Source organism: Bradyrhizobium sp. HKCCYLS3013 (assembly GCF_051167615.1).
Classification (GTDB): Bacteria; Pseudomonadota; Alphaproteobacteria; order Rhizobiales; family Xanthobacteraceae; genus Bradyrhizobium.
Genome location: NZ_JBNPTK010000001.1, coordinates 562505 through 584365, shown reverse-complemented (window position 1 = coordinate 584365; position 21861 = coordinate 562505). Strand labels below are relative to the sequence as shown.

Annotated in this window: 21 protein-coding genes; 6 read left to right on the top strand and 15 right to left on the bottom strand. The window is 66.1% G+C overall.

The annotated features are described in order from the left end of the window. Positions 1-13: 13 nt before the first annotated feature. Together ACQR1F_RS02680 and ACQR1F_RS02675 are read left to right on the top strand one after the other, a co-directional pair. Positions 14-466 (top strand): (2Fe-2S)-binding protein, encoded by a 453-nt coding sequence (locus ACQR1F_RS02680; protein WP_316179901.1) that lies wholly within the window; start codon positions 14-16, stop codon positions 464-466. Between the two features lie 2 nt (positions 467-468). After that, a complete protein-coding gene (locus tag ACQR1F_RS02675; RefSeq protein WP_434912494.1) occupies positions 469-2802 on the top strand; it encodes a molybdopterin cofactor-binding domain-containing protein in 2334 nt (777 codons plus the stop codon). Positions 2803-2873: 71 nt separating this feature from the next. Here the strand turns inward: ACQR1F_RS02675 and ACQR1F_RS02670 are convergent, their stop codons facing one another. Further along, entirely contained in the window at positions 2874-3248 is a 375-nt protein-coding gene (locus ACQR1F_RS02670) for a transposase (RefSeq protein WP_316179899.1), read from the bottom strand. Positions 3249-3555: 307 nt separating this feature from the next. Here ACQR1F_RS02670 and ACQR1F_RS02665 point away from each other — a divergent pair, with 307 nt between their 5' ends. Then, complete coding sequence (locus ACQR1F_RS02665; protein ID WP_315803735.1) at positions 3556-4494, top strand: acetamidase/formamidase family protein; 939 nt, start codon at positions 3556-3558, stop codon at positions 4492-4494. Between the two features lie 7 nt (positions 4495-4501). Here the strand turns inward: ACQR1F_RS02665 and ccoG are convergent, their stop codons facing one another. Together ccoG and ACQR1F_RS02655 are read right to left on the bottom strand one after the other, a co-directional pair. Next, on the bottom strand, positions 4502-5983 hold the full coding sequence (ccoG, locus tag ACQR1F_RS02660) for a cytochrome c oxidase accessory protein CcoG (RefSeq protein ID WP_434880240.1): 1482 nt from the start codon (positions 5981-5983) through the stop codon (positions 4502-4504). Between the two features lie 354 nt (positions 5984-6337). Then, on the bottom strand, positions 6338-7132 hold the full coding sequence (locus ACQR1F_RS02655) for a fumarylacetoacetate hydrolase family protein (RefSeq protein WP_434880241.1): 795 nt from the start codon (positions 7130-7132) through the stop codon (positions 6338-6340). Positions 7133-8099: 967 nt separating this feature from the next. Here ACQR1F_RS02655 and ACQR1F_RS02650 point away from each other — a divergent pair. Beyond that, entirely contained in the window at positions 8100-8711 is a 612-nt protein-coding gene (locus ACQR1F_RS02650) for an SOUL family heme-binding protein (RefSeq protein WP_434880242.1), read from the top strand. A 147-nt stretch (positions 8712-8858) separates the two neighbouring features. Here ACQR1F_RS02650 and ACQR1F_RS02645 read toward each other — a convergent pair whose 3' ends face one another. Both ACQR1F_RS02645 and ACQR1F_RS02640 read right to left on the bottom strand, forming a co-directional pair. Beyond that, positions 8859-9635, bottom strand: a complete 777-nt coding sequence (locus tag ACQR1F_RS02645) for a cyclase family protein (RefSeq protein WP_316217020.1) — start codon at positions 9633-9635, stop codon at positions 8859-8861. Beyond that, positions 9620-9865, bottom strand: a complete 246-nt coding sequence (locus tag ACQR1F_RS02640; RefSeq protein WP_410051426.1) for a fumarylacetoacetate hydrolase family protein — start codon at positions 9863-9865, stop codon at positions 9620-9622. The genes ACQR1F_RS02645 and ACQR1F_RS02640 overlap by 16 nt, the downstream gene beginning before the upstream one ends. Positions 9866-10253: 388 nt before the next feature. On the opposite strand from ACQR1F_RS02640, the gene ACQR1F_RS02635 reads away from it, so the two are divergent. Continuing rightward, complete coding sequence (locus tag ACQR1F_RS02635) at positions 10254-10379, top strand: hypothetical protein (RefSeq protein ID WP_315803740.1); 126 nt, start codon at positions 10254-10256, stop codon at positions 10377-10379. Between the two features lie 413 nt (positions 10380-10792). On the opposite strand, the gene ACQR1F_RS02630 is transcribed toward ACQR1F_RS02635, so the two are convergent. The 10 genes from ACQR1F_RS02630 to ACQR1F_RS02585 all read right to left on the bottom strand — a co-directional run bounded on the left by ACQR1F_RS02630 (position 10793) and on the right by ACQR1F_RS02585 (position 20553). Continuing rightward, positions 10793-12184 carry a M20/M25/M40 family metallo-hydrolase gene (locus tag ACQR1F_RS02630; RefSeq protein WP_434880243.1) on the bottom strand — a complete coding sequence of 464 codons (1392 nt, stop codon included), beginning with the start codon at positions 12182-12184 and terminating at the stop codon, positions 10793-10795. Positions 12185-12310: 126 nt separating this feature from the next. Next, complete coding sequence (locus tag ACQR1F_RS02625; protein WP_316179892.1) at positions 12311-12658, bottom strand: RidA family protein; 348 nt, start codon at positions 12656-12658, stop codon at positions 12311-12313. 7 nt (positions 12659-12665) lie between these two features. Then, on the bottom strand, positions 12666-13799 hold the full coding sequence (locus ACQR1F_RS02620; protein WP_434880244.1) for an NAD(P)/FAD-dependent oxidoreductase: 1134 nt from the start codon (positions 13797-13799) through the stop codon (positions 12666-12668). Beyond that, positions 13796-15202: an FAD-dependent oxidoreductase gene (locus ACQR1F_RS02615; protein ID WP_434880245.1), complete on the bottom strand. Its 1407-nt coding sequence runs from the start codon at positions 15200-15202 to the stop codon at positions 13796-13798. The genes ACQR1F_RS02620 and ACQR1F_RS02615 overlap by 4 nt, the downstream gene beginning before the upstream one ends. Beyond that, complete coding sequence (locus tag ACQR1F_RS02610) at positions 15199-15495, bottom strand: (2Fe-2S)-binding protein (RefSeq protein ID WP_434880246.1); 297 nt, start codon at positions 15493-15495, stop codon at positions 15199-15201. Before ACQR1F_RS02610 ends, ACQR1F_RS02615 begins: the two co-directional genes overlap by 4 nt. 33 nt (positions 15496-15528) lie before the next feature. Next, positions 15529-16668 (bottom strand): NAD(P)/FAD-dependent oxidoreductase, encoded by a 1140-nt coding sequence (locus ACQR1F_RS02605; protein ID WP_434880247.1) that lies wholly within the window; start codon positions 16666-16668, stop codon positions 15529-15531. A gap of 8 nt (positions 16669-16676) precedes the next feature. Then, positions 16677-17486 carry an ABC transporter permease gene (locus tag ACQR1F_RS02600; RefSeq protein ID WP_315803746.1) on the bottom strand — a complete coding sequence of 270 codons (810 nt, stop codon included), beginning with the start codon at positions 17484-17486 and terminating at the stop codon, positions 16677-16679. After that, positions 17483-18364 carry an ABC transporter permease gene (locus ACQR1F_RS02595; protein ID WP_434880248.1) on the bottom strand — a complete coding sequence of 294 codons (882 nt, stop codon included), beginning with the start codon at positions 18362-18364 and terminating at the stop codon, positions 17483-17485. Before ACQR1F_RS02595 ends, ACQR1F_RS02600 begins: the two co-directional genes overlap by 4 nt. Then, entirely contained in the window at positions 18361-19404 is a 1044-nt protein-coding gene (locus ACQR1F_RS02590) for an ABC transporter ATP-binding protein (RefSeq protein WP_434912493.1), read from the bottom strand. The genes ACQR1F_RS02595 and ACQR1F_RS02590 overlap by 4 nt, the downstream gene beginning before the upstream one ends. A 117-nt stretch (positions 19405-19521) precedes the next feature. After that, positions 19522-20553: an ABC transporter substrate-binding protein gene (locus ACQR1F_RS02585; protein WP_315803749.1), complete on the bottom strand. Its 1032-nt coding sequence runs from the start codon at positions 20551-20553 to the stop codon at positions 19522-19524. A gap of 220 nt (positions 20554-20773) precedes the next feature. Here ACQR1F_RS02585 and ACQR1F_RS02580 point away from each other — a divergent pair, with 220 nt between their 5' ends. Beyond that, a complete protein-coding gene (locus ACQR1F_RS02580) occupies positions 20774-21697 on the top strand; it encodes a LysR substrate-binding domain-containing protein (RefSeq protein WP_434837691.1) in 924 nt (307 codons plus the stop codon). Positions 21698-21861: the final 164 nt, after the last annotated feature.

Sequence of the window (21861 nt, the reverse complement as noted above, 5' to 3'; positions counted from 1 at the left end):
AACGAGGGCGAGCATGATCAAGGTGAAAATCAACGGACAGGAGCAGAGCTGGGATGGCGATCCGAGCCTGCCGCTGCTGTGGTACCTGCGCGATGAGCTGGGCCTGACCGGCTCGAAATATGGTTGCGGCGCGGCGTTGTGCGGCGCCTGCACCGTGATGGTCGACAAGGAGGCCGCGCGCTCCTGCATCACGGCGATTTCGGATGTCGCGGGCCGCGAGGTCACCACCATCGAGGGCCTGCATCCGACCGGGGATCATCCGGTGCAGAAGGCTTGGCGCCAGGTCAACGTGCCGCAATGCGGCTTCTGCCAGGCCGGACAGATCATGCAGGCGGCGGCGCTGCTCAACCAGAATCCCAAGCCGTCGCATGACCAGATCCGGGACGCCATGTCCGGCAATATCTGCCGCTGCGGTTGCTATCAGCGCATCGAGAATGCGGTCCATCTGGCCTCGACGGGGGTGTGATCATGAGCATCATCGCAAATCCCGACATCGCAAAGTCTGCTTCTCGCCGCGGCTTCGAGCGGCATCTCAAGGTCGAGAACGTCTCGCGCCGCGCCATCCTGCAGACGCTGGGCCTTGCCGGCGGGTTCGTCCTCGCGGCTCCGTTGCTGTCGCGCCCGGCGTTTGCCGCCTATGAGACCGGCGCCGGCAAGATGCCGCACGGCACCGTGGTCGATCCCAAGATCTTCGTTTCGATCGCGCCCGACGGCATCGTCTCCATCGTTGCACATCGCTCCGAGATGGGCACGGGCGTCCGCACCAGCCTGCCGCTGATCGTAGCGGAGGAGATGGAAGCCGACTGGTCGCGCGTGCGCGTCGTGCAGGCCCCCGGCGACGAGGTGAAGTTCGGCAACCAGGATACCGACGGCTCGCGCAGCACGCGGCACTATCTGCTGCCGATGCGCCAGATCGGCGCACTGGCGCGGGCAATGCTCGAAGCCGCGGCGGCCAAGCGCCTCGGTGTGCCGCCGAGCGAAGTGAAAGCCGTCAATCATGAGGTCGTGCACAGCGCCAGCGGCCGCCGCCTCGGTTTCGGCGAGCTCGCAGCCGATGCCGCCGGTCTGCCGGTGCCTGCGGTCGACACCATCAAGCTGAAGTCGCCTGGGGATTTCCGCTATCTCGGCAAGGGTCAGGTCAGCATCGTCGATCTGCACGACATCACCGTCGGCAAGGCGCGCTACGGCGCCGACGTCCGCCTGCCCGGCATGAAATACGCGGTCATCGCCCGGCCGCCGGTGACCGGCGGCAAGGTCAAGTCGTTCGATCCGGCCGAGGCACTGAAGGTGCCCGGCGTCGAGCAGGTGATCGAGGTCAAGGGCTGGCCGTGGCCGTCGAAGTTCCAGCCGCTCGGCGGCGTCGCCGTGATCGCACGCAACACCGGTGCCGCGATCAAGGGCCGCGACGTGCTCAAGGTCGAGTGGGACGACGGCGCCAATGCGAGCTACGACTCTGTCGCCTATCGGGCCGAGCTCGAGGCCGCCGCGCGCCAGCCGGGCCTCGTCGTGCGACAGGAAGGCGACGTCGAGGCCGCGCTGAAGTCGGCCGACAAGGTCGTCATCGGTGAGTACTACCTGCCGCACGTCGCTCATGCCAGCATGGAGCCGCCGGTCGCGGTCGCCGACGTCAAGGGCGACAAGGCCGATATCTGGGCGCCGGTGCAGAGCCCCGGCGGCACGCACGAGGATGTCGCCAAGACGCTGCAGATTCCGCCGGAGAACGTGACCGTCAACGTCACCCTGCTCGGCGGCGGGTTCGGGCGGAAGTCCAAATGCGACTTCGCGCTCGAGGCCGCCCTGCTGTCGAAGACGGTGGGCGCGCCGGTCAAGGTGCAGTGGACGCGTGATGACGACATCCATCACGATTTCCTGCACACGGTGTCGGTGGAGCGCATCGAGGCCGGCCTCGACAAGAGCGGCAAGGTGGTGGCGTGGCGTCACCGCAGCGTCGCGCCGACCATCCTGTCGACCTTCGCCGCCGGCGCCGACCATGCCGCGCCGTTCGAGCTCGGCATGGGCCTCGTCGACATGCCGTTCGAGATCGCCAACATCCAATGCGAGAATCCGGCCGCCAAGGCGATGACCCGCATCGGCTGGTTCCGGTCGGTCTCGAACATCCCGCGCGCCTTCGCCGTGCAGTCGATGGTCGGCGAGATCGCGCACGCCACCGGCCGCGACCAGAAGGACACGCTGCTCGATCTGATCGGCAGCCCGCGCGTGCTCAAGCTCACCTCGGTGAAGGACCTCTGGAACTACGGCGAGCCCTACGAGAGCTACCCGATCGATACCGGACGGCTGCGCCGCGTCGTCGAGTTCGTCGCCGAGAAAGGCAATTGGGGCCGGTCGGTGCCCAAGGGCCACGGTCTCGGCATCGCCGCGCATCGCAGCTTCGTCAGCTACATCGCTACCATCGTGGAGGTGTCGGTCGACGACAAGGGCAAGCTTGTGGTGCACCAGGTCGACACCGCGATCGACTGCGGCACCTTCGTCAACCCCGAGCGTATCGCCTCGCAGCTCGAAGGTGCCGCGATCATGGGGCTGAGCCTCGCCAAATATGGCGAGGTGAGCTTCAAGAACGGCCGGGTGCAGCAGCGCAACTTCGACGACCATCCGGTGGTCCGGATCGACGAGGCCCCGCTGATCACGAACGTGCACATCGTCCCTGCCGATGCCGACACGCCGCCGAGCGGCGTCGGCGAGCCGGGCGTGCCGCCGTTCGCGCCGGCGCTCGCCAATGCGATCTTCGCCGCCACCGGCAAGCGCCTGCGGGCGCTGCCGATCGGCAATCAGCTCGCGACGTAAGCTTGCAGCAATCAGCAGATCATCGGCCGGAGCGATCCGGCCGATGATCCTACCGGAAGACGCAGGATCAGTCAGCGCCCATAGCGCACCGAGGCATAGCGGCCAATGACGGCGCCACGTCCCTGCCCCGGCGCGCCGGCCACGCCGTGAGGCGTGCTGCCGCAGTCCTGGCGCTGCGGCACCGGCGCAGCCTTGATGGCCGTGTTTGCATTCGGCTGCCCCTCGACGAGCTTCGTCACCAGCGAGCGCAGCCGCTGATTCTCGATCTCCAGCTCTTTCAGATGACGCAGAGCAGGACTGCTGAGACCGCCATAGCGCTGACGCCAACGATAGAAGGTGCGCAGCGACACGCCGGCCGTGCTGCAAATTTCGGCAATCGGAACGCCCGACTCCGCCTCGCCAAGCAGAACCAGAATTTCGTGCTCGGTGTGCAGGGAACGTCGCATGATCAGGTACCCCTACGCGGCCAACGCGGTCAATCTCGCATGAATTCCATGAGCTTGGTAGTGCGGCAACGCATGGGTCTCGCAACCGCGCTCCGCGTGGGCGCACCGCGATCGAGGTCAAGCGCGGCGATGCGGGCTCATCGCAGGCCGCCGGCGCCTCGCCGCCAATTGGCAAAATTGACGCGCGTCGCCAGACACGTCGCCCGCTGCCGGTCGTGTGAGCAAGGCTGAACAGTTTTTGGCGTTGCCGACCGCGACATCCTGCCTTGATATCAGCTGCAAAGACCGAGACCCGAGGAGCCCTGCCATGTCCAAACGCCACGAGATTCCCGCGACGCATGAGAGCATGGTCTGGGGCTATCTCGACAGCACGACGCCGCCGGTGCTCGAGGTCGCCTCCGGCGACACCGTGACGCTGCATTCCTTTCCGGCCGGCGGTAAGGAGACCTTGCCCGAGGACCGTAGGATCGTTCCCGCCAACTACCTCACTGCGCTCGACACCATGATCCAGGGGCCCGGACCGCATTTCATCACCGGCCCGGTCTATGTGAAGGGCGCGCAGCCCGGCGACACGCTCCAGGTCGACATCCTCAACGTCAAGGTCAGCCAGGACTGGGGCTTCGTCTCGATCCTGCCGCTGCTCGGCACCCTGCCAGACGAGTTCACGGACTACGAGACCATCCACCCCAAGGTCGACCACGACCGCCAGGTCTGCATCATGCCCTGGGGCACCGAGATCGCGCTCGATCCGTTCTTCGGCATCATCGCCACTGCGCCGCCGCCGGCCTGGGGGCGGTGCGGCTCGCCGGTGCCGCGCAGTTTTGGCGGCAACATGGACAACAAGGAGCTGCGGCCCGGCACCACGCTGTATCTGCCCGTCTTCAACGAGGGCGCGCTGTTCTTTGCCGGCGACGGCCATGGCGTGCAGGGCGACGGCGAGGTCTGCATCACCGCGCTCGAGACCGGCGTCACCGGCAGCTTCCGCCTCACCGTGCGCAAGGACATGGACATCACCTGGCCGTTCGCCGAGAACGCCACCCACCTGATGTCGATCGGCCTCGACGAGGATCTCGACGATGCCGCCAAGCAGGCGGTGCGCGAGATGGTCAAGCATGTCTGCGCCCGCACCAATTTGTCGCGCAACCAAGCCTACATGCTGTGCTCGCTGGCCGGCAATCTGCGCGTCACCCAGCTGGTCGACGGCAACAAGGGCATCCACATGCTGCTGCCGAAGGCGTATCTCTGAGCCTCCTCTACCGGTTGACGAAGCGATCGTGCGCGGTCAGCACGACCTGCCCGCTCGGATCGACCGCCTCGAAGGTGACGTCGGCATCCTCGGGCTCTGGCATGGTCAGCGTCACCCGCAGCGTTTCCGAGCCGTCGGGCTCGACCTCGATCGCATCCGCCGCCGCATGGCCGACGATGGCGAGCGCCGCGTCGACGCCACTGATCCCGAGCTTGAAGCTCTGCACGGCCGAGGACTTGTTGAGCAGCTTGACGGTGTAGGCGTTGCGCACCGAACCATCCGACAGCCGCACGGCAAGGGGATCACGATCGTGCTGCACCGACAGCACGGCCGTGGTCTTGGTCACGAACGACACCGCGATGACGCCGGCCAGCGCGACGCAGGCCAGCGCGAGTCCGATCGTCTTCGGCCGCACCAGCCGCGACACACGCGGCTCGCCGACACGGCCGCGCTCGATGTTGCGCCAGCTTTCGTAGTCGATCAGGCCGCGCGGACGGTCGAGCTTCGCCATCACGCCGTCGCAGGCATCGACGCAGAGGCCGCAATTGATGCAGGCGAAGCTCGGACCCTGCCGGATGTCGATGCCGATCGGGCAGACCGCGACGCAGGCGCCGCAATCGACGCAATCGCCGGCCGGCAGCCCCTGCGACCGCGCCTCGGCGGCCTTCTTCGCCGACATCCGGGTCTCGCCGCGATAATCGCGATAGTTCACCGTGAAAGCTTCCGGATCCCAGATCGCACCTTGAAGACGCGGCCACGGGCACATGAAGGTGCAGACCTGCTCGCGCGCGAAGCCGGCGAGGCCATAGGTCGTGCCGGCGAACACCAAGATCCAGGTCAGCGCGGTCGCCGACATCTCGCCATGCAGGACATCGCGCACCAGCTCCGGCGCATCGGTGAAGTAGAAGATCAAGGTGCCGCCGGTGCCGAGCGCGATCGCCATCCACAGCGCGTGCTTGGTGGCGATCTGTGCGATCCGCCGCGCCGTCAGCGGCGCGCCGATGTTCTTCAGCCGCTGCCGGCGGTCGCCCTCGACGAGGCGCTCGATCAGCAGGAACAGGTCGGTCCATACCGTCTGCGGACAGGCGAAGCCGCACCACAGACGGCCGGCCAGCGCGTTGACCAGGACGAGGATGAACGTCGCCAGCAGCATCGCCGCGGTGATGAGGTAGAGGTCCTGCGGCCAGATCTCGGCGGGGCCGAGATAGAGCTTTCCGTGGGCGAAATCGAGCAGCACGGCTTGGCCCGGGGCATTCGGTCCGCGGTTCCAGCGCACGAACGGCGTGATGTAGTAGACGGCGAGCGTCAGAACGAGAATCAGCCATTTCAGCCGCCGGATCGGGCCCTTGACACCCTGCGGAACCACGGGGCCGCCAGCGCTGCGCAACGACCGTGCCGGGCCGCGGGCCTGACCCTGGCCCTTGCTTTGGCCTTGGCCCTGCGCCATGCGCCGCGTCTTGGCGTGATCGATCTCGATGGTGATGGCCACGGCTGCCCTCGTTCGCTCGGCTGATGCAGGGCAACGATAGGCGGCGGTGCCCGGCGGCTCTTTGTCGGGCCACAAACTTGCGAACGGGTGGCAGCGCCTGTTTGCGCGGGAACAACGATAGTTCCCGTCCGGCAGGCAATGAGAGGCGCGGCCCCGCGAGCGCCACGGTGGCAGTCGCAGCATCCGGAGGGATGGTTGCGGCTGCCGCGCCTGTCGGATAGCGCGCGTAGCGGCGCTCGCTGCTCGCCTCTCCCCGCGTCCGGGGAGAAGGCGCGTACCGGCATTGCGGCGGCGACTTCCGGTCCGATCGGCAGCGTCAACGTGCTGCACACGACGGGTGGTCCAGCCCCTCTCTCAAACGATCTTGATCGACATGTCCGGCAGGCCCTCGAGCTTGCACAACAGCACGTCGCCCTTGACGACCGGGCCGACATTCTCCGGCGTGCCGGAATAGATGATGTCGCCGGCCTTGAGCTCGAACGCCTCGGACAGTTTCGCGATCTGCTCGGCGACGCTCCAGATCATCTTGTTGAGATCGGAGTTCTGCCGGACCGAGCCGTTGACCGCAAGCGAGATCGCGCCCTTGGTGAAGTGGCCGACCTTCGAGACCGGATGGATCGGGCCGAGCACGGCGGCATGATCAAAGCTCTTGCCGATCTCCCATGGCTTCTTCTCGGCGGCCATGCCGTTCTGCAGGTCACGGCGGGTCATGTCGAGGCCGAGCGCGTAGCCATAGACATGATCGAGCGCCGACCCGGCGGGAATGTTGGTGCCGCCGGATTTCAGCGCCGCGACCAGTTCGACCTCGTGATGATAGTTCTTGGTCAGCGACGGATAGGGATGATCGGCGACCTCGCCGATCGCGACGTTCTGGATCGCGTCGGTCGGCTTCTGGAAGAAGAACGGCGGCTCGCGGTTCGGATCGGAGCCGCGCTCGATCGCATGCGCCGCGTAGTTGCGGCCGATGCAGTAGATGCGGCGAACCGGGAACACGCCTTGCTCGCCGGCGATCGGGATCGTGGTCGCCGGAACGGCGAAGATCGGCTTCGGACCGGCCTGCGCGGCGGCAGGGGGGCCGTCCGCCATGATCGCGGCCGCTGCAGCGGCACTGCCGGCAACGAGAAGATTGCGGCGTGAGGTATCTGCCATTGGGGTCCTCCTGGGGTCAGCCGTCGCGACCGGCGGCCTGTTGTTCTTGAGCGCTGTCGGCGCCCCAACTGATAAGCATATCCAGTATGCCAGCGCCACCATGCGCGCACGCGCCGTCGCTCTCGCGGCGCAACACGCGCCCGAAGCGATGCTCGAGACCCTCGCCGGAATCGCGAGGGCGCAGGGAAGGCCGGGCCTCGGCTGAGGCCCGTGGCCCGCCTGCTCAAAAAAATGCAGGCGGCAGGTACCACAGGTTCAGCCGGACAGACCGGGCCTTCCCTGCGCGGCAGTCTTAACGTCTGCTCCGCGCTCTCCCTGGGGACCGGCTTGATTGCCCCCATCGCCCGCGCGACACGGCCTGTCACGGCTCGCGTCACAAACGAGCTTGGCGCCAGCATCGGGGCGCCAGGACCACACGGCTTGAACGTCCGCGAGCTGACAGTCGTCTCGCGCAAAAGCGCCTGACAGACCCGCGGCCACCGCTCCCCGCCTCAACGTATCGTGACGACGCGTACGCCCCTCTGCATGAGGCGGGATGGAGGGAGGAGAGCACATATTCCGATAAAACGAAAGTTGAAAATTTTTGCGCCGAGATCTGGACAGAGGTGATCGTGCTGAGCGCTCTACGGAATTTTCGTTTTCGGCGCAGGCACGATCTGGATCATGAGAGGGGGTGCGGGGCGGCGCTTGTTGTCGCGCCCGAGCCCGAGTCGTCCGACGGGCACGCACCACCATCGGCACGCGCGTAGGCCGGATGAGCGCAGCTACATCCGGGGGTCCCCTACGCCTCGTGCGATCCCCGATATCGCTGCGCTCATCGGGCTACGCTACAGTCGGGCGTCGCGAAGGACGACCGCAGGCGGGCACCCGGTACGTGATCTGCCGGACCTTCGCTCGCGTTTCCTCGTTACTCAAACCTGACGGCGCAACCGCCATGACCGAGCCGACACCACCCAGGAGACGCCGCATGCTGATCTGGCTCGCAGGCGCCACCGTGCTTGTCCTCGCCGGCGCCGCCATTGCCGCAGGGCCGCTTATGAGCCGGGTCGAACATCCCAAGTATGACGTGGTGAAGCGCGACGGCGACTTCGAGATCCGCGCCTATGCGCCGATGATCATTGCGCAGGCCGAGGTGCAGGGTGCGCGCAAGCCGGCGATCGAGGAAGGCTTTCGCATCATCGCCGGCTACATCTTCGGCGCCAACCGGGCCAAGGCGAAGATCGCGATGACGGCGCCGGTGCAGCAGCAGGCCAGCGGCACACCACCGACGGATAGCGGGAACAGCGACCGCTGGAGCGTCAGCTTCGTGATGCCGTCGAGTTGGTCGCTGGAAACGCTGCCGCCGCCGACCGACCGCAGGATCAAGCTGACGCCCGTCCCGGCACAGCGCATGGTCGCGTTGACCTTCTCGGGCTCCTATTCCGATGGCATCCTGGCCGAAAAAACCCGCGCGCTGCGCGACTACGCGCAACGGAAGGGACTGGCCGTGTCCGGCGCACCGCTGCTCGCCTTCTACAATCCGCCCTGGACCTTACCCATGCTGCGGCGGAACGAGGTGATGCTGGCGTGCAGTTGTTAGCTCATCCCCATCGCCTTCAATCCTGGCAGCGTGTTAGGGGACTGATCTCTCCCTGCATTGCCACGGCACGCTTCTCACTAGTCACCCCGTCCTGCCATGACGCCCTGGAAGAGGGGCGCAATTTGACAGTCAGATGCCATCACCTCCTCACCCCTCGATGATCGCCACCGCCCGCGTCCATCCGGCCGAGGCGCGCTCGATCTTGACCGGGAAGCACGACACGGTGAACCCCGTCGACGGCAGCTGCTCCAGATTGTGCAGCTTCTCCAGGTGGCAATAGCCGATGTGGCGACCGGCCTTGTGGCCTTCCCAGATCAAGGCGGCATCGTGGGTTTCGGCATATTTCTGGGCAGTGAACACGAACGGCGCGTCCCAGCTCCAGCCGTCGGTGCCGGTCAGGCGCACGCCGCGCTCGAGCAGATACATGGTCGCCTCATAGCCCATGCCGCAACCGGAATTGACGTAGTTGGCCTGTCCGAAGCGCGCGCCGGCCGAGGTATTGACGACGATGATCTCCAGCGGCGACAGCGTGTGGCCGATGCGCTTAAGCTCATCCTCGACATCCCTCGCGGTCACCACATAGCCGTCGGGGAAATGACGGAAGTCGAGCTTCACGCCCGGCTGCAGGCACCACTCCAGGGGCACCTCGTCGATGGTCCAGGCGCGCTCGCCGCGATTCATCGTCGGATGAAAATGCCAGGGCGCATCGAGATGCGTGCCGTTGTGGGTCGAAAGATTCACCTGCTCCACCGCCCAGCCCTGCCCATCCGGCAGGTCCTCGGCCTTCAGCCCGTCGAAGAACTGCAGCATGCGCGGCAGCCCCTGCTGATGGTCGATATAGGTGATGGTCGGATGATTGCCGGGCGGATCGGCGGGCACATCGTTCTGCAAGGGCACGGAGATGTCGATCAGCTTGCGGGCCATGGGCGGTCCTCTCTGATTGTCATTATTGGTTGTCGTCGTCGGCAACCGCAGCCATTGCCGACCGTGCCCGAGCCGATGAACTCGCCGGGCATCAGGGTCTCGTCCTTGCTGGTATAGGCGATCAGCTCCTCGAACGAAAACAGCATGCCGGCCGAGCGCGGCCGCGGTGAGCCGTTCCGGAGCCAGCTCAAACTGTTGAACGGCTGGGACGATCTGGACGGAACACCCATGGGGCCGATTGCGGGGCCAGAGCACCCGACCAGCCCCTGAAAGAAAGAGGCCGCCGACACAAGAAGTGCAGGCGGCCCAAGTCCAGGGAGGAAACGCCCCAAGAAGGGCTAGGTTTTACTTACTAGATCAGGAGAGTCGTGGGTATCCGGATGATACCGGAGGTTGTCATCGCGCTGCCGGGTTCCATATCCCGACCGAGATACCGTTAGACTACGCCGCCTGACGCTCCCGCACGCACGAATTCCGTGACCTTCCCGACATTGGAGTGGACCCACTCTGCCATCCGTTGCTCCAGCTGCGGCGACTGCTCGAGCGGCGCGCGGACCTCCTCGACATCGTCGGCGCGGCGCAACGCGAGCAGCGACTTGTAGGTGGCGATCTCAAATAGTGGGCGATCTCAAACTGATCGAATGCGTCGGTGGCGAAGGTGTTCTTCAGGAACTCGTCGCCGAACGGCGCAAGTTCGATCTCCGCCAAGAACGGAACCTTCTCAACGCCACATCGTCGGTGTGACAAGATGCGCGCCATCGGACCGTTTCCGACCGAGAGCGCCAGGGCTTTGTGCAGCCTGATCGACATTGGGCTCAGGTTCGATTGCGGGCGCGTGGTCGAGCTGGATCACAGCAACCGCGGCGGGGTGTTCCGGAGCGCTGCGCTGATCGCGCGCGCATGGCGAAGCGGAACTTGCCGAATCACTCGGCTGGTCAACGGGGTCGTGCATGTGGCAGCTCCGAGCCCTGAAGCGGCGTTTACTAATCCCTTCCGAGACTAGGCGATATCAACTGCGTTAATCCATGCGCGATCTCGCCGCGTGCGGCCGATTCGCCCGCAACGCGACGGACCAGCGTGTGCTTGCCATCCGTTCGTGGCCGCGCGATGACGCCTCCCGCACTGCACGCGGGATCGTGATGGACGTTCCGCCGGCATCAGCGCTCGCGCGCGCCGACGCGGTCGAGCAGTGCCGCACCGGTGCGGATGCCATTGTAGAAGCAGTCGATCGTCATGTTCTCGTTCGGCGCGTGATTGGCCTCGTCGGCATTCGCATAGGGAACGACGAAGGCGGGAACGCCGAGGATCTTGGTGAAGACGTAGTCCGGCAGACTGCCGCCGGTGCACGGAAATTCGAGCGGTGTGACGCCCTGGGCGAGCGCGATGGCATCACGCACGATCGCGCCAAAGGGCGAATCGAGCGGCACGCGCGACGGCAGCATGCCGCCGCGCCGGATGAACTCCACCTCCGGCGCGTGGCGCTTCACATGCGCCTCCACCTTCGCCAGCACGTCGTCCGGCGTCATCGCCTCGACCAGGCGGATGTCGCATTTGACGAACGCCTCGCAGGGCAGCACCGTCTTGCTGCCCGGTCCGCCATAGCCGCCGTGCAAGCCGTTGATGGTCAGCGTCGGATGGAACATCAGGCGTTCGTAGTAGCCGCGATCGGGCGGCGCATCGAGATGGCTGAGACCGAGGCTCGCCTTGGCGGCATCGAGATCCAGCGGCAGGCGTTTCACGGCCGCAATGTCCAGCTCGCTCGGCGGCACGATCGCATCATGCAGACCGTCGATGGTGATCTCGCCTGCGGCATTCTTCATCGTCCCGAGCAGGTGGACCAACGTCCAGATCGGATTCGGCACGATGCCGCCGAGATTGCCGGAATGCACGTCGCGGCTGGCGTGCCTGGCGCGCAGCTCGAACGAGCACATGCCGCGCACGCCATAGGTCATGGTCGGCCGCCCCGAAGGGTGCATCGGCCCGTCCGCGGTGACGACGAAGTCGGCTTTCAGCCGGTCCCTGTTGGCGGCGACGAAATCGGCGATGCGCGGGCTGCCGATCTCCTCCTCGCCTTCGAGCAGAAAGATCACATTGCAGGGCAGCTCGCCATGCACTCGGAGATGGGATTCGATCGCCATGAGCTGCGCGAAATGCTGGCCCTTGTTGTCGCCGATGCCGCGCGCATAGATGCGGCCGTCGCGGATGGTCGGCTCGAACGGCGGGCTCAGCCACAGCTCCAGCGGATCCGGCGGCTGCACGTCGTAGTGGCCGTAGAGCAGCACGGTCGGTGCGCCCGGCTTCTTCTGCCAGCGTCCGAGCACCATCGGATGTCCTGCCGTCGGCACCGTCTCGGCATCGAGTCCGATCTCCCGCAGCATCCTCACCAGCAGCGCGGCGACCTCGGCGATGCCGACACTGTGAGCGCTGATCGAGGGATGCCGGACATAGTCCATCACGCGAGCCAGGAAATCCTGCTTTTGATTCTCGATGTGAGCGAACACCGCCTTCAGGCCAGCAGATGGACGCGGCAGGCTACGCTCTTCATTCATGATGTCGGCTTTCGGCGCGTGCAATGGAAGGACAGGCTGATGTTCGATCGAATTGGACCGAAAAGCAAATCACGCGCGGAGCGAGCCCCGCGCGTGATCGATTGACCGCTCGATGCGGCGCGATGCTCAACCCTTGACGGCCGTGACCACGATCTCGATCAGCGCGCCGCCGCCGAGATCGGAGACGCCGACCGTGGCGCGGACCGGCAGGTCGTCGCCGAAGAACGCGGTCCAGGCCGCATCCATCTCCTTCTTCTTCGACAGGTCGGTGACGAAGATCTGGCCGGAGACGACGCGCGTCTTGTCGGTGCCGGCCTCCTTCAGGAAACCGTCGATCTTGCCGAGGATGTTGCGGGTCTGCTCGCTCATCGACACCGAGGTGTCGTCGGCGATGGTGCCGCCAATGAAGACGAAGCCGTTGGCCTCGACGATGCGGTGATGAATGGCGGAGCGGATCTTGCGGGTGATCGTCATCATGTCCTCATGTCGTTGATGAAAGAGTGGAAGTCTGAAAGCGCGCGACGCTGAGACCGCCGATGCGCGTCTGCGTGCCGCCGTGGGCGATCAGCTCGGCCATCACGGCGCCGGCGCCGGGGCCGAGCTGGAAGCCGTGCGCGGAGAAGCCGAACTGGTGATACAGCCCGTCGTGAACGGCGCTCGGCCCGAACACCGGAATGTCGTCGCGCATGCGTGCCTCGATGCCGGCCCAGGCGCGCACGATGGTCGCGCTGCGCATGACAGCGAACAGCTCCGCGACGGTGCGCGCGCTCTCCGACAGCTTGCGCCAGTCGAGCACGGTCTCGTTGCGGTCCTGATCGGGGATGGCGAGGTGTCCACCGCCGATCAGCACCGTGCCGTTGGAGAACTGCTTGAACGACAGCTTGCGGCCGCGCAGGATCACGACGGGATCGATGAAGTGCGCCACCGGCGAGGTGATCATCAGCATCGGCGCGATGGTCTCGACCGGGACCGGCTCGCCGAATTGCGCGGCGATCCGTCCCGCCCAGGCGCCCGCGGCGTTGACCAGCACCGGGGCGGCGAACGTCTCGGAGCCGACGTCGACATGCCAGAGCTTGCCGTCCTTGCGGATGTTCGTCGCAGCCACGCCCTCGCGAATGAGCGCGCCGAGCTGCTCAGCCTTGCGGCGGAACGCCGTCGTGGTGCGCGCAGGCTGCGCCGCGCCGTCCCGGCGAGATACAACGCCGCCCGGACAGCTCTCCGCCACGGCAGGCACGAGGCGACGCAATTCCGAGCCGTCGATCAGCTCCTCATGGCTGAAGCCGCGTGCGTTGAGATCGGCGACGCGGACGCGGCAGGCGTCGAGCTCCGAATCGTTCTCGGCGACCAGCACCTGGCCAAAACTCTCGAAACCGCAATCATCGTCGACGAGGTCGCTGAGGGTCTCCCAGATGCCCATCGAGCGGATCGACAGCGGAATCTCCGCGACGTCGCGCGCGAGCTGCCGCACGCCGCCGGCGTTGACACCGGAGGCGTGGCGGCCGGCATAATCCTTCTCGATCAGCACCGGCTTCAGCCCGGCGAGACACAGATGCAGCGCGGTGGAGCAGCCGTGGATGCCGCCACCCACGATGATGGCATCCGTCTTCACCGTCATCCGCGCACCACGGCCTTGGTCGCCTCTTCGGTCTTCGGCAGGCCTGCGAGCTCGGACAGCATGATCGGCTTCACCGGCGCGCGCAGCCGGTAGTAGCCGATCTCCTGCGGGGTCTTGCCGCGCGCCTGCGCCATCAGCTCGGTGACCGTGAGGCCACACAGCCGGCCCTGGCACGGCCCCATGCCGGTGCGGCGATAGGCCTTGAGCTGGTTCGGTCCGGTGGCGCCGATCGCGACGGAGTCGAGCACATCTCTGGCGGTGATCTCCTCGCAGCGGCACACGATGGTGTCGCCTTGAGGAATACGGAACTGCTTTGCCGGCTGGAATAGAACGTCGAGGAAGGCGCGACCGCGCTCGGCACGTTTCAACTGCGCTGAATGGTCCAGAACCTGTGCCTGGGGCCGCAGCGCCTTGATGGCGCTTGCTGCCGCGATACGGCCCCGCCACGGCGCCGCCTGCGCGCCGCCGATGCCGGCGCCATCCCCGGCAATGGCGATGCCGGGAATGGAGCTGTTACCAAGGGCATCCAGCACCGGAGTCCAGCACAGTTGCAGCTCGTTCCAGCGATGCTCCACGCCGGCGGCCATCGCGAGATTCACATTGGGGACCACGCCCTGATGCAGCAGCAGCAACTCGGCCGCCAGCGTCTCGCGCTTGCCGCCCGCCGTGGCGTAGCTGACCGCCGAGAGCTCGTCATCGCCCTCTGCCACGAGCTCGGTCACAGCGCTGGTGATGCGCACCTTGGCGCGCACCTCACGCATCATCGCAAGCCCCTTGCCGAAATAGGGCGAGGTCAGGAACGCGAAGGCATGAGGCAGCGTCGCGATGTAGTTGGCGCGCGGGGTGGTGTCGAGAATGCGGTCGATGCGGCCGCCGAGGCGCAGGATCTGCGCCGCGAGCAGCCACAGCAGCGGCCCCTGCCCGGCGATCACGGTCGGACCATCCGGCACCAGCCCGGACGATTTCAGCATCGTCTGCGCGGCACCGGCCGTCATCACACCGGGCAGGGTCCAGCCTTGTATCGGGAACGGCCGCTCCTGCGCCCCGGTCGCGATGATGACTCGCCTCGCCTTGATGAAGGCCGAACCGCCGCCGATGGAAACACCGAGTTCGAGATTGCGATCGAGGCTCCACACCGTGGCGCGAGGGATGATCTCAGCGCCGCTGGTCTCCGCGGCTTTCGCGATCTCGGCGCCCGACCAATAGTCGGTGCCGAGCAGCGCCTCGCGCTTCACCGGCGTCGAATGGATCGCGCGCCAGACCTGCCCGCCCGGGCCCGCATTCTCGTCGAGCAGCAAGGTCGACAGGCCGGCGCCGGCGGTCGCGGCCGTCGCGGCCAGCCCGGCAGGACCGGCGCCGATCACCACGACGTCATATTCATCATGCTTCGGCGCCGCGCTCATTTGCCGATCTCCCGCTTGCCCTTCTGGATCTCGATCTGCATGCCCTCGGCGACCGGCACGAGACAGCCTTGCCGGTTGCCGACGCCATCGATGGTGACGAGGCAGTCGAAGCACACGCCCATCATGCAATAAGGCAGCCGCCTTGCGCCGCTCACCGCGGTGGCGCGCCGGACGTCGAGGCCGGAGGCGAGCAGCGCCGCCGACACGGAGTCACCCTCGCGCGCGGCAATCGGCTGGCCCTCGACATGGATCGTCACCGGTCCCCTCGCATCACCCTCAGCTCGTTTGAACATCATCGTCTCCATGGCGCCTTGCGCCGTCATCTCTCAGTAGTAGCCACTGCCGCCGGCTCCGGCCGCGTTCTCGAAGCGCTTCGCGGTGAACGCGCCGATCAGCTCCGGCTCGAGCGCGCCGTCCTTGACCATGCGCGCGATGTCGAAGGCGTGGTTCGCCGCGAGCGTCACGCCGGAATGGCAGCAGGCGACGAAGGCGCCGGAATGGGTCTCCGACTGCTCGTAGATCGGAAAGCCGTCCTTCGGCATCACGCGGATGCCGGTCCAGCTTCTGACGACGTTGAGCCGCGCCAGATGCGGGAAGGTGCGCTGCGCGCGATCGGCCATGACCGCGTTGACGGAAAAGTTCTGCACGCGGTCGTCGAGCTCGTCCTCCTTGCTGTCGCCGATCATCACCGTGCCCTCGTCGGTCTGGCGGATCGTGGTCAGCGGATGCGGCAGGAACGGCATCGTGCGCTCGGTCACGACGATCTGGCCGCGCGTCGGTCCCATCGGCGCGGACAGCCCGACCATCGGCGCCAGGGTCTGGTTGGCATTTCCTGCCGCGAGCACGACCTTGGCCGCGCGGATCTCGCCCTGCGCCGTCGTCAGCCTGAACTCATTGCCGTCACGCGCGATCGCACCGACCGCGCGCTCCGGCAGATAGTCGACGCCGAACTGCTTCATGCCGGCGTGCAGGGCGCGGAAGGTGCGCAGCGAATTCACGTGGCCGTCATAGGGACAGAAGCTGCCGCCGGAGACCTCCGGGCCGATCAGCGGCAGCATCTTCTTCACCTCGGACGCCGGCAGCATCTCCATCTGATAGTCGGCGGCGCCGACCTGATTGTGCATGCGCGCGACGAGCTGGGTGCGCTGCTCGTACTCGGCCTCACCGAGGGTGAGATGAAAGCCGCCGTTCTGCTGCAGCACCACGTCGAGGCCGGTCTGCGCCTTCAGCTCTTCGGCGAGCTTCGGCCACGCCTTGGAACCGCGCACCGTCCAGCCGGTGTAGGCCGGCATGCCCAGGCCCTTGCTCTGCACCCACACCAGCGCGAAGTTGGCGCGCGAGGCACGCTTGGCGATGTCGCCCTCGTCGAGCACGGCGACGCGCTGGCCGAGCCGGCCGAGCCCCCAGGCAATCGCAGAGCCGAGCAGGCCGCCGCCGACGACGGCGACGTCATAGTCTTTCGTCATAAGGTCTCCTATCGTCCGGCGTCGCCGCCTTTGGCGGTCAGCACGCGGTCGAGCCCGTAGAAGCGATCGAGCAGGATCAGGACGGTCATGGTGACGGCGATGACGCTGGCCGACACCGACGTCACCAGCGGATCGATGTTGTCCTGGATGTAGAGGAACATGCGCACCGGCAAGGTCTCTGTGCCGGGCGTCGCCAGGAACACGGTCATGGTCAGATCGTCGAACGACTGGATGAAGGCGAGCATCCAGCCGCTCACGATGCCGGGCAGGATCGCGGGCAAGGTGACGCGGCGAAACATGGTCCAGCCGTCGGCACCGAGCGAGATCGCGGCCATCTCGATCGACCGGTCCATGCCGGTCGCGGCGGCAAGCGTCAGCCGCAGCGCGAACGGAAACACCACGACGACATGGGCGATCACCAGCGCCACGAACGTGCCGCCGATGCCGACGGAGGTGAAGAAGCGCAGGAAGGCGATGCCGAGCACGACGTGCGGGATCATCAAGGGTGACAGGAACAGCGCCGACAGCGCGTCACGGCCGCGGAAGCGATAGCGGCTGATCGCCAGCGCCGCCGGCACCGCGAACAAGAGCGCCACGCACGACGACAGCGCGCCGAGCCACAGGCTCACGCCGAAGGCGTGGACGAATTCCGGATAGTCGGCGAGCGCCCTGAACCAGCGCAGCGAGAAGCTGGTGATCGGGATCGACAGAAAACCTTCCGGCGTGAACGCGACCCAGCACACGACGACGATCGGCGCCACCATGAAGACGACGAAGACGGCATGGAAGATCAGCGCCAGAGGGCCGTTCCTGCTCATCGGAACACCTCCTGGTAGCGGCGCTCGATCAGCGCGTTGGAGCCGACGACGATCAGGACGAGCGCGATCAGCAGCAGCACGGCAACCGCGGCGCCGAGCGGCCAGTTCAGCGTGTTGAGGAATTCGTCGTAGGCGAGCGTCGCCGCGACCTTGAGCCTGCGGCCGCCGATGATCGCCGGCGTCGCGAACGCACTCGCCGACAGAGAGAACACGATGATGGCGCCTGACAGCACGCCCGGCATGATCTGCGGCAGCACGATGCGGCGGACCACCGTCAGCGAGCCTGCACCCAGCGACAGTGCCGCGTTCTCGACCTGCGGATCGAGCCGCTGCAGCGCGGTCCACACCGCGAGCACCATGAACGGCATCATCGCATGCGCCAGCGCGATCACCATGCCGGTCTCGGTGAACATGAACCTGATTGGCGAATCGATCAGGCCTGATGACATCAGGAGCTTGTTGGCGAGCCCGTTGTTGCCGCCGAACAGGAGCGCCCAGCCGAGGGTGCGCGCAACCACCGAGATCAGCAGCGGGCCGATGATCACCAGCAGGAAGAGGCCCTTCCACGGCCCCTGCATGCGGTTGAGGATGTAGGCCTCCGGCACGCCGAACACCGCCGTGATCAGGGTCGCCAGCACCGCGACGCGGAAGGTGCGCCAGAACATCTCCGCGTAGTAGGGATCGTCCACGATCTCGCGCCAGTTCTTCAGGATGAACACCGGCTCGATGCCCTTGTACTGGCCCCAATCGTGGAACGACAGCATCACGGTCATGGCCAGCGGGATCACGACGACGCCCAGGAACAGCATCAAGGCCGGCAGCGCCAGGGAAAGCCCGGCCCGCGTCTCCGATGGGTTGGACGCGATGGTCGCGCTCATGCTGCAGCCTTCGCGGCGCGCAGGCTCATGTCCGAGACCTGCCAGACGAGATGCACCGCTGCGCCCTGCTCCGGCTGCGGCTGGCCGTCATTCTGCCGGATCACGATCGCCGGCCCGCATTCGGTGTCGCATTGGAACAGCCAGTGATTGCCCTGGAAGATGCGGCTCGTGATGCGCCCCGCAAGACCGGCGTCGCCGAAGCCGATGCGCTCGGGCCGGACGCTGACGGCGACGGAGCCGGCGACGCCGGCCGGCGCCGGCGCGCTCCACGATCCCGCGACCAGCCTGGCCTGCCCGGAGGCGCAATCCACAGTCGCGGCAAACTCGTTGGTCTTGCCGAGAAACTGCGCGACGAAGACCGAGGCCGGCTGCTCGTAGACCTGCTGCGGCGTGCCGATCTGCTCGATCCTGCCCTTGCTCATCACCACGATGCGGTCGGACAGCGACATCGCCTCGATCTGATCATGGGTGACGAGAATGGTCGTAGTGCCGAGGTCGCGCTGGATCTGGCGCAGCTCGATCTGCATGTCCTCGCGCAGGCGCGCATCGAGATTGGACAGGGGCTCATCGAGCAGCAGCAGGCTCGGCCGGATCACCAGCGCGCGCGCGAGCGCAACGCGCTGCTGCTGGCCGCCGGACATGCGGCGAGGATGACGGTCCTCATAGCCGGCAAGGCCGACCAGCGCGAGCGCCGATCGTACGCGCTCCTCGCGTTCCTTGCGCGCGACTTTGCGCATCTCCAGACCGAACGCGACGTTCTCGGCGGCGGTCATGTGAGGAAACAGCGCGTAGCTCTGGAACACGATGCCGAGGCCGCGCTTCGCCGGTGGCACCGCGACGAGATCCCTGCCCTCGAGGCGGATCGCACCATGTGAGGGATCGAGGAAGCCCGCGATCATCTGCAACGTGGTGGTCTTGCCGCAGCCGGAGGGGCCGAGGAACGAGATGAACTCGCCCTTGGCGACGCCGAGGCTGAACTCTTCGACGGCCGTGTTGGGGCCGAAGGACTTGCCGACGCGGTCGAGTTCGAGGAGGGACATGCTTTGGATCCAGATGGGCGAGGAATACTGGCGCTCCGCGCACGGTGCACCTCCCTTCCCCTTTAGGGGAAGGGAGAACACCGCCGTCAACGAGAGAGGCTCGCAACAAGCAACCGGTTAGCGCTCGACCTCGCGATTCCAGCGCTTGGTCCATTCCTCGCGCTTCTCGTTGACCACGCTCCAATCGGGCGCATAGACCTTGGCGGCGCGTTCGCCGATCGGCGCCATCGCGCCCACGCCCTCGGGGATCACGACGGATTTCACGACCGGGCCGTAGCCATATTCCTTCAGCATCGTGAGCTGGATCTTCGGATCGAGCAGCAGCTTGATGAAGCTCGAGGCCAGCGGCGAGACCGACGGCTTGGCGATCGGACACGCCGTCGTCAGCAGGCTCACGGCACCTTCTTTCGGATAGACGAAATCGACCGGAAAGCCGGTGTTGGCGAAGCTCTGCACGCGACCGCTGCCCCACACCGCGATGACCGCCTGCCCCGATTGGAACAGCTCGGTCATCTTGCCGGGCGACGGCTCGTAGGCCAATACGTTGGGATTGATGTCATTCTTGAAGATCTTGAAACCGGCATCGACATTGCTCTCGCTGCCGCCGTTCATCTTCGCCAGCATCAGAAGCACGTTGAGGCCGTAGGTGTTGTTGATCGGCGGAATGACGAGCAGTTGCTTGTATTTCGGATCCTTGAGATCGTTCCACGAGGTCGGCGCGGCCCAGCCTTTCTCGGCAAACACCTTCTTGTTGTACATCAGGCCGGTGGCGACGAGGCCGATGGCGACCGCCTTGTCATCCTTGAAGCGCGCGACCTCCAGCAGATCGCCGGGCAGTCCGGTGACCTTGTCGCAGAAGCCGAGCTGGATCGCCTGGTACATCGGGCCGTCATCGACGATCGCGACGTCGATCTGCTGGTTGCCCTTCTGCGCCTGCAGCTTGGCGAGGGTGTCGGTGGAGTTGCCGGCGACGTATTCGACCTTGACGCCGTTGGCCTGCTCGAACGGCGGGATCACCTCCTCGCGGATCGTCTTCTCGAACGAGCCGCCATAACCGGCGACATAGAGCGTCTTCTGCTGAGCCCAGACCTGCGAGGCCGAGGCCAGGACAGCGACGCTGACCGCCATCAGGAGTTTAGGGTGCTTCATTGGACCGATCTCCATCATCTTGGATACGAGACGGTATAAAAAAACCGCCCCAGGGAGATCGGCTTGCCCGATGGCATCCGCAGATCCAGGAAACCGGAGCTGAAGAGCCTAAAAAACGAGCCTTCCCTCACCCTGCCAAAAAAGATCGCAGCAGAGGCTTTGATCGTCCAATGAATAATGGCACCCTATTCATACGTAAATGTTATGGATGTAAGGACGTATGGCGCGGATCAACTCGCGGCAGGTCGAAGCCTTCCGGGCGATGATGCTGAGCGGCAGCGTCACCGAGGCAGCCAAGCTGATGGCGGTGACGCAGCCGGCGGTCAGCCGGCTGCTGCGCGACCTGCAGGCGCTGCTCAAGATGGAGCTGTTCGAGCGGCGCGGCACCGGCCTGGTGCCGACCGCGGCAGCGACGGCGCTCTACATGGAGGTCGAGCGCTCCTTCGTCGGGCTCGATCGCATCACCGCGGCCGCTGAGGAGATCCGTGGCCGGCGCACCGGGACGCTGCGCATTGCCGCGCTCCCCGCGCTTGCCAATGGCTATCTGCCGCGGCTCGCAGGCCACTTCCTGCAGGAGCGCCCGAACCTCAACCTCGCCTTCTTCGGCGTGATCTCGCCGATCGTGATCGACTGGGTGCTGAACGCGCAATGCGACGTCGGCTTTGCCGAGGTGCCGATCGCCCATGCCGGGCTGCCGAGCATCAAGCTGCCGGCGCTGCCGCGCGTCGCCGTTCTCCCGGCAGGCCACCGGCTTTGCGCGAAGGCGATCTTGGTGCCGCGCGACTTCGATGGGGAGACCTTCATTTCGCTGTCGTCTGGCTCCACCAGCCGGCATCTGATCGATCAGATCTTCCATCGCGAGGATGTCAGGCGCGTGCTGCGGGTCGAGACGACCTTGTCGGAAATCATGTGCGGGATGGTGTCGTCGGGACTGGGCGTCTCGATTTGCGATCCGTTCACCGCGCGCGAATTCGACGGCCGTGGCGTGGTGATGCGGCCCTTCGCGCCGCGCATCGACTTCGAATTTGCCGCGGTGTTTCCGCCGCAGCGCAGCCCCTCGCCGGTGGCGCTGGACCTTGTCCAGTCGGTGCGACAGGCCCTGGAAGAGCTCGGCCGGTCGTCGATCCCTGGAGAAACCGGGTGAGGCCTGGTGGGCGAACCTAGGACCCGCGGATTGTGATCGAGAGTTCTGCCGGTTTGACGGCAGGATTTGATTGCATCGGAATCTTCGTCAGCTCTGTCATGATGCTTCTAGTTGTACGCCCTGACGTTGTTCGACGCAGTTCGATCAAGATCATGTGTGCCCAA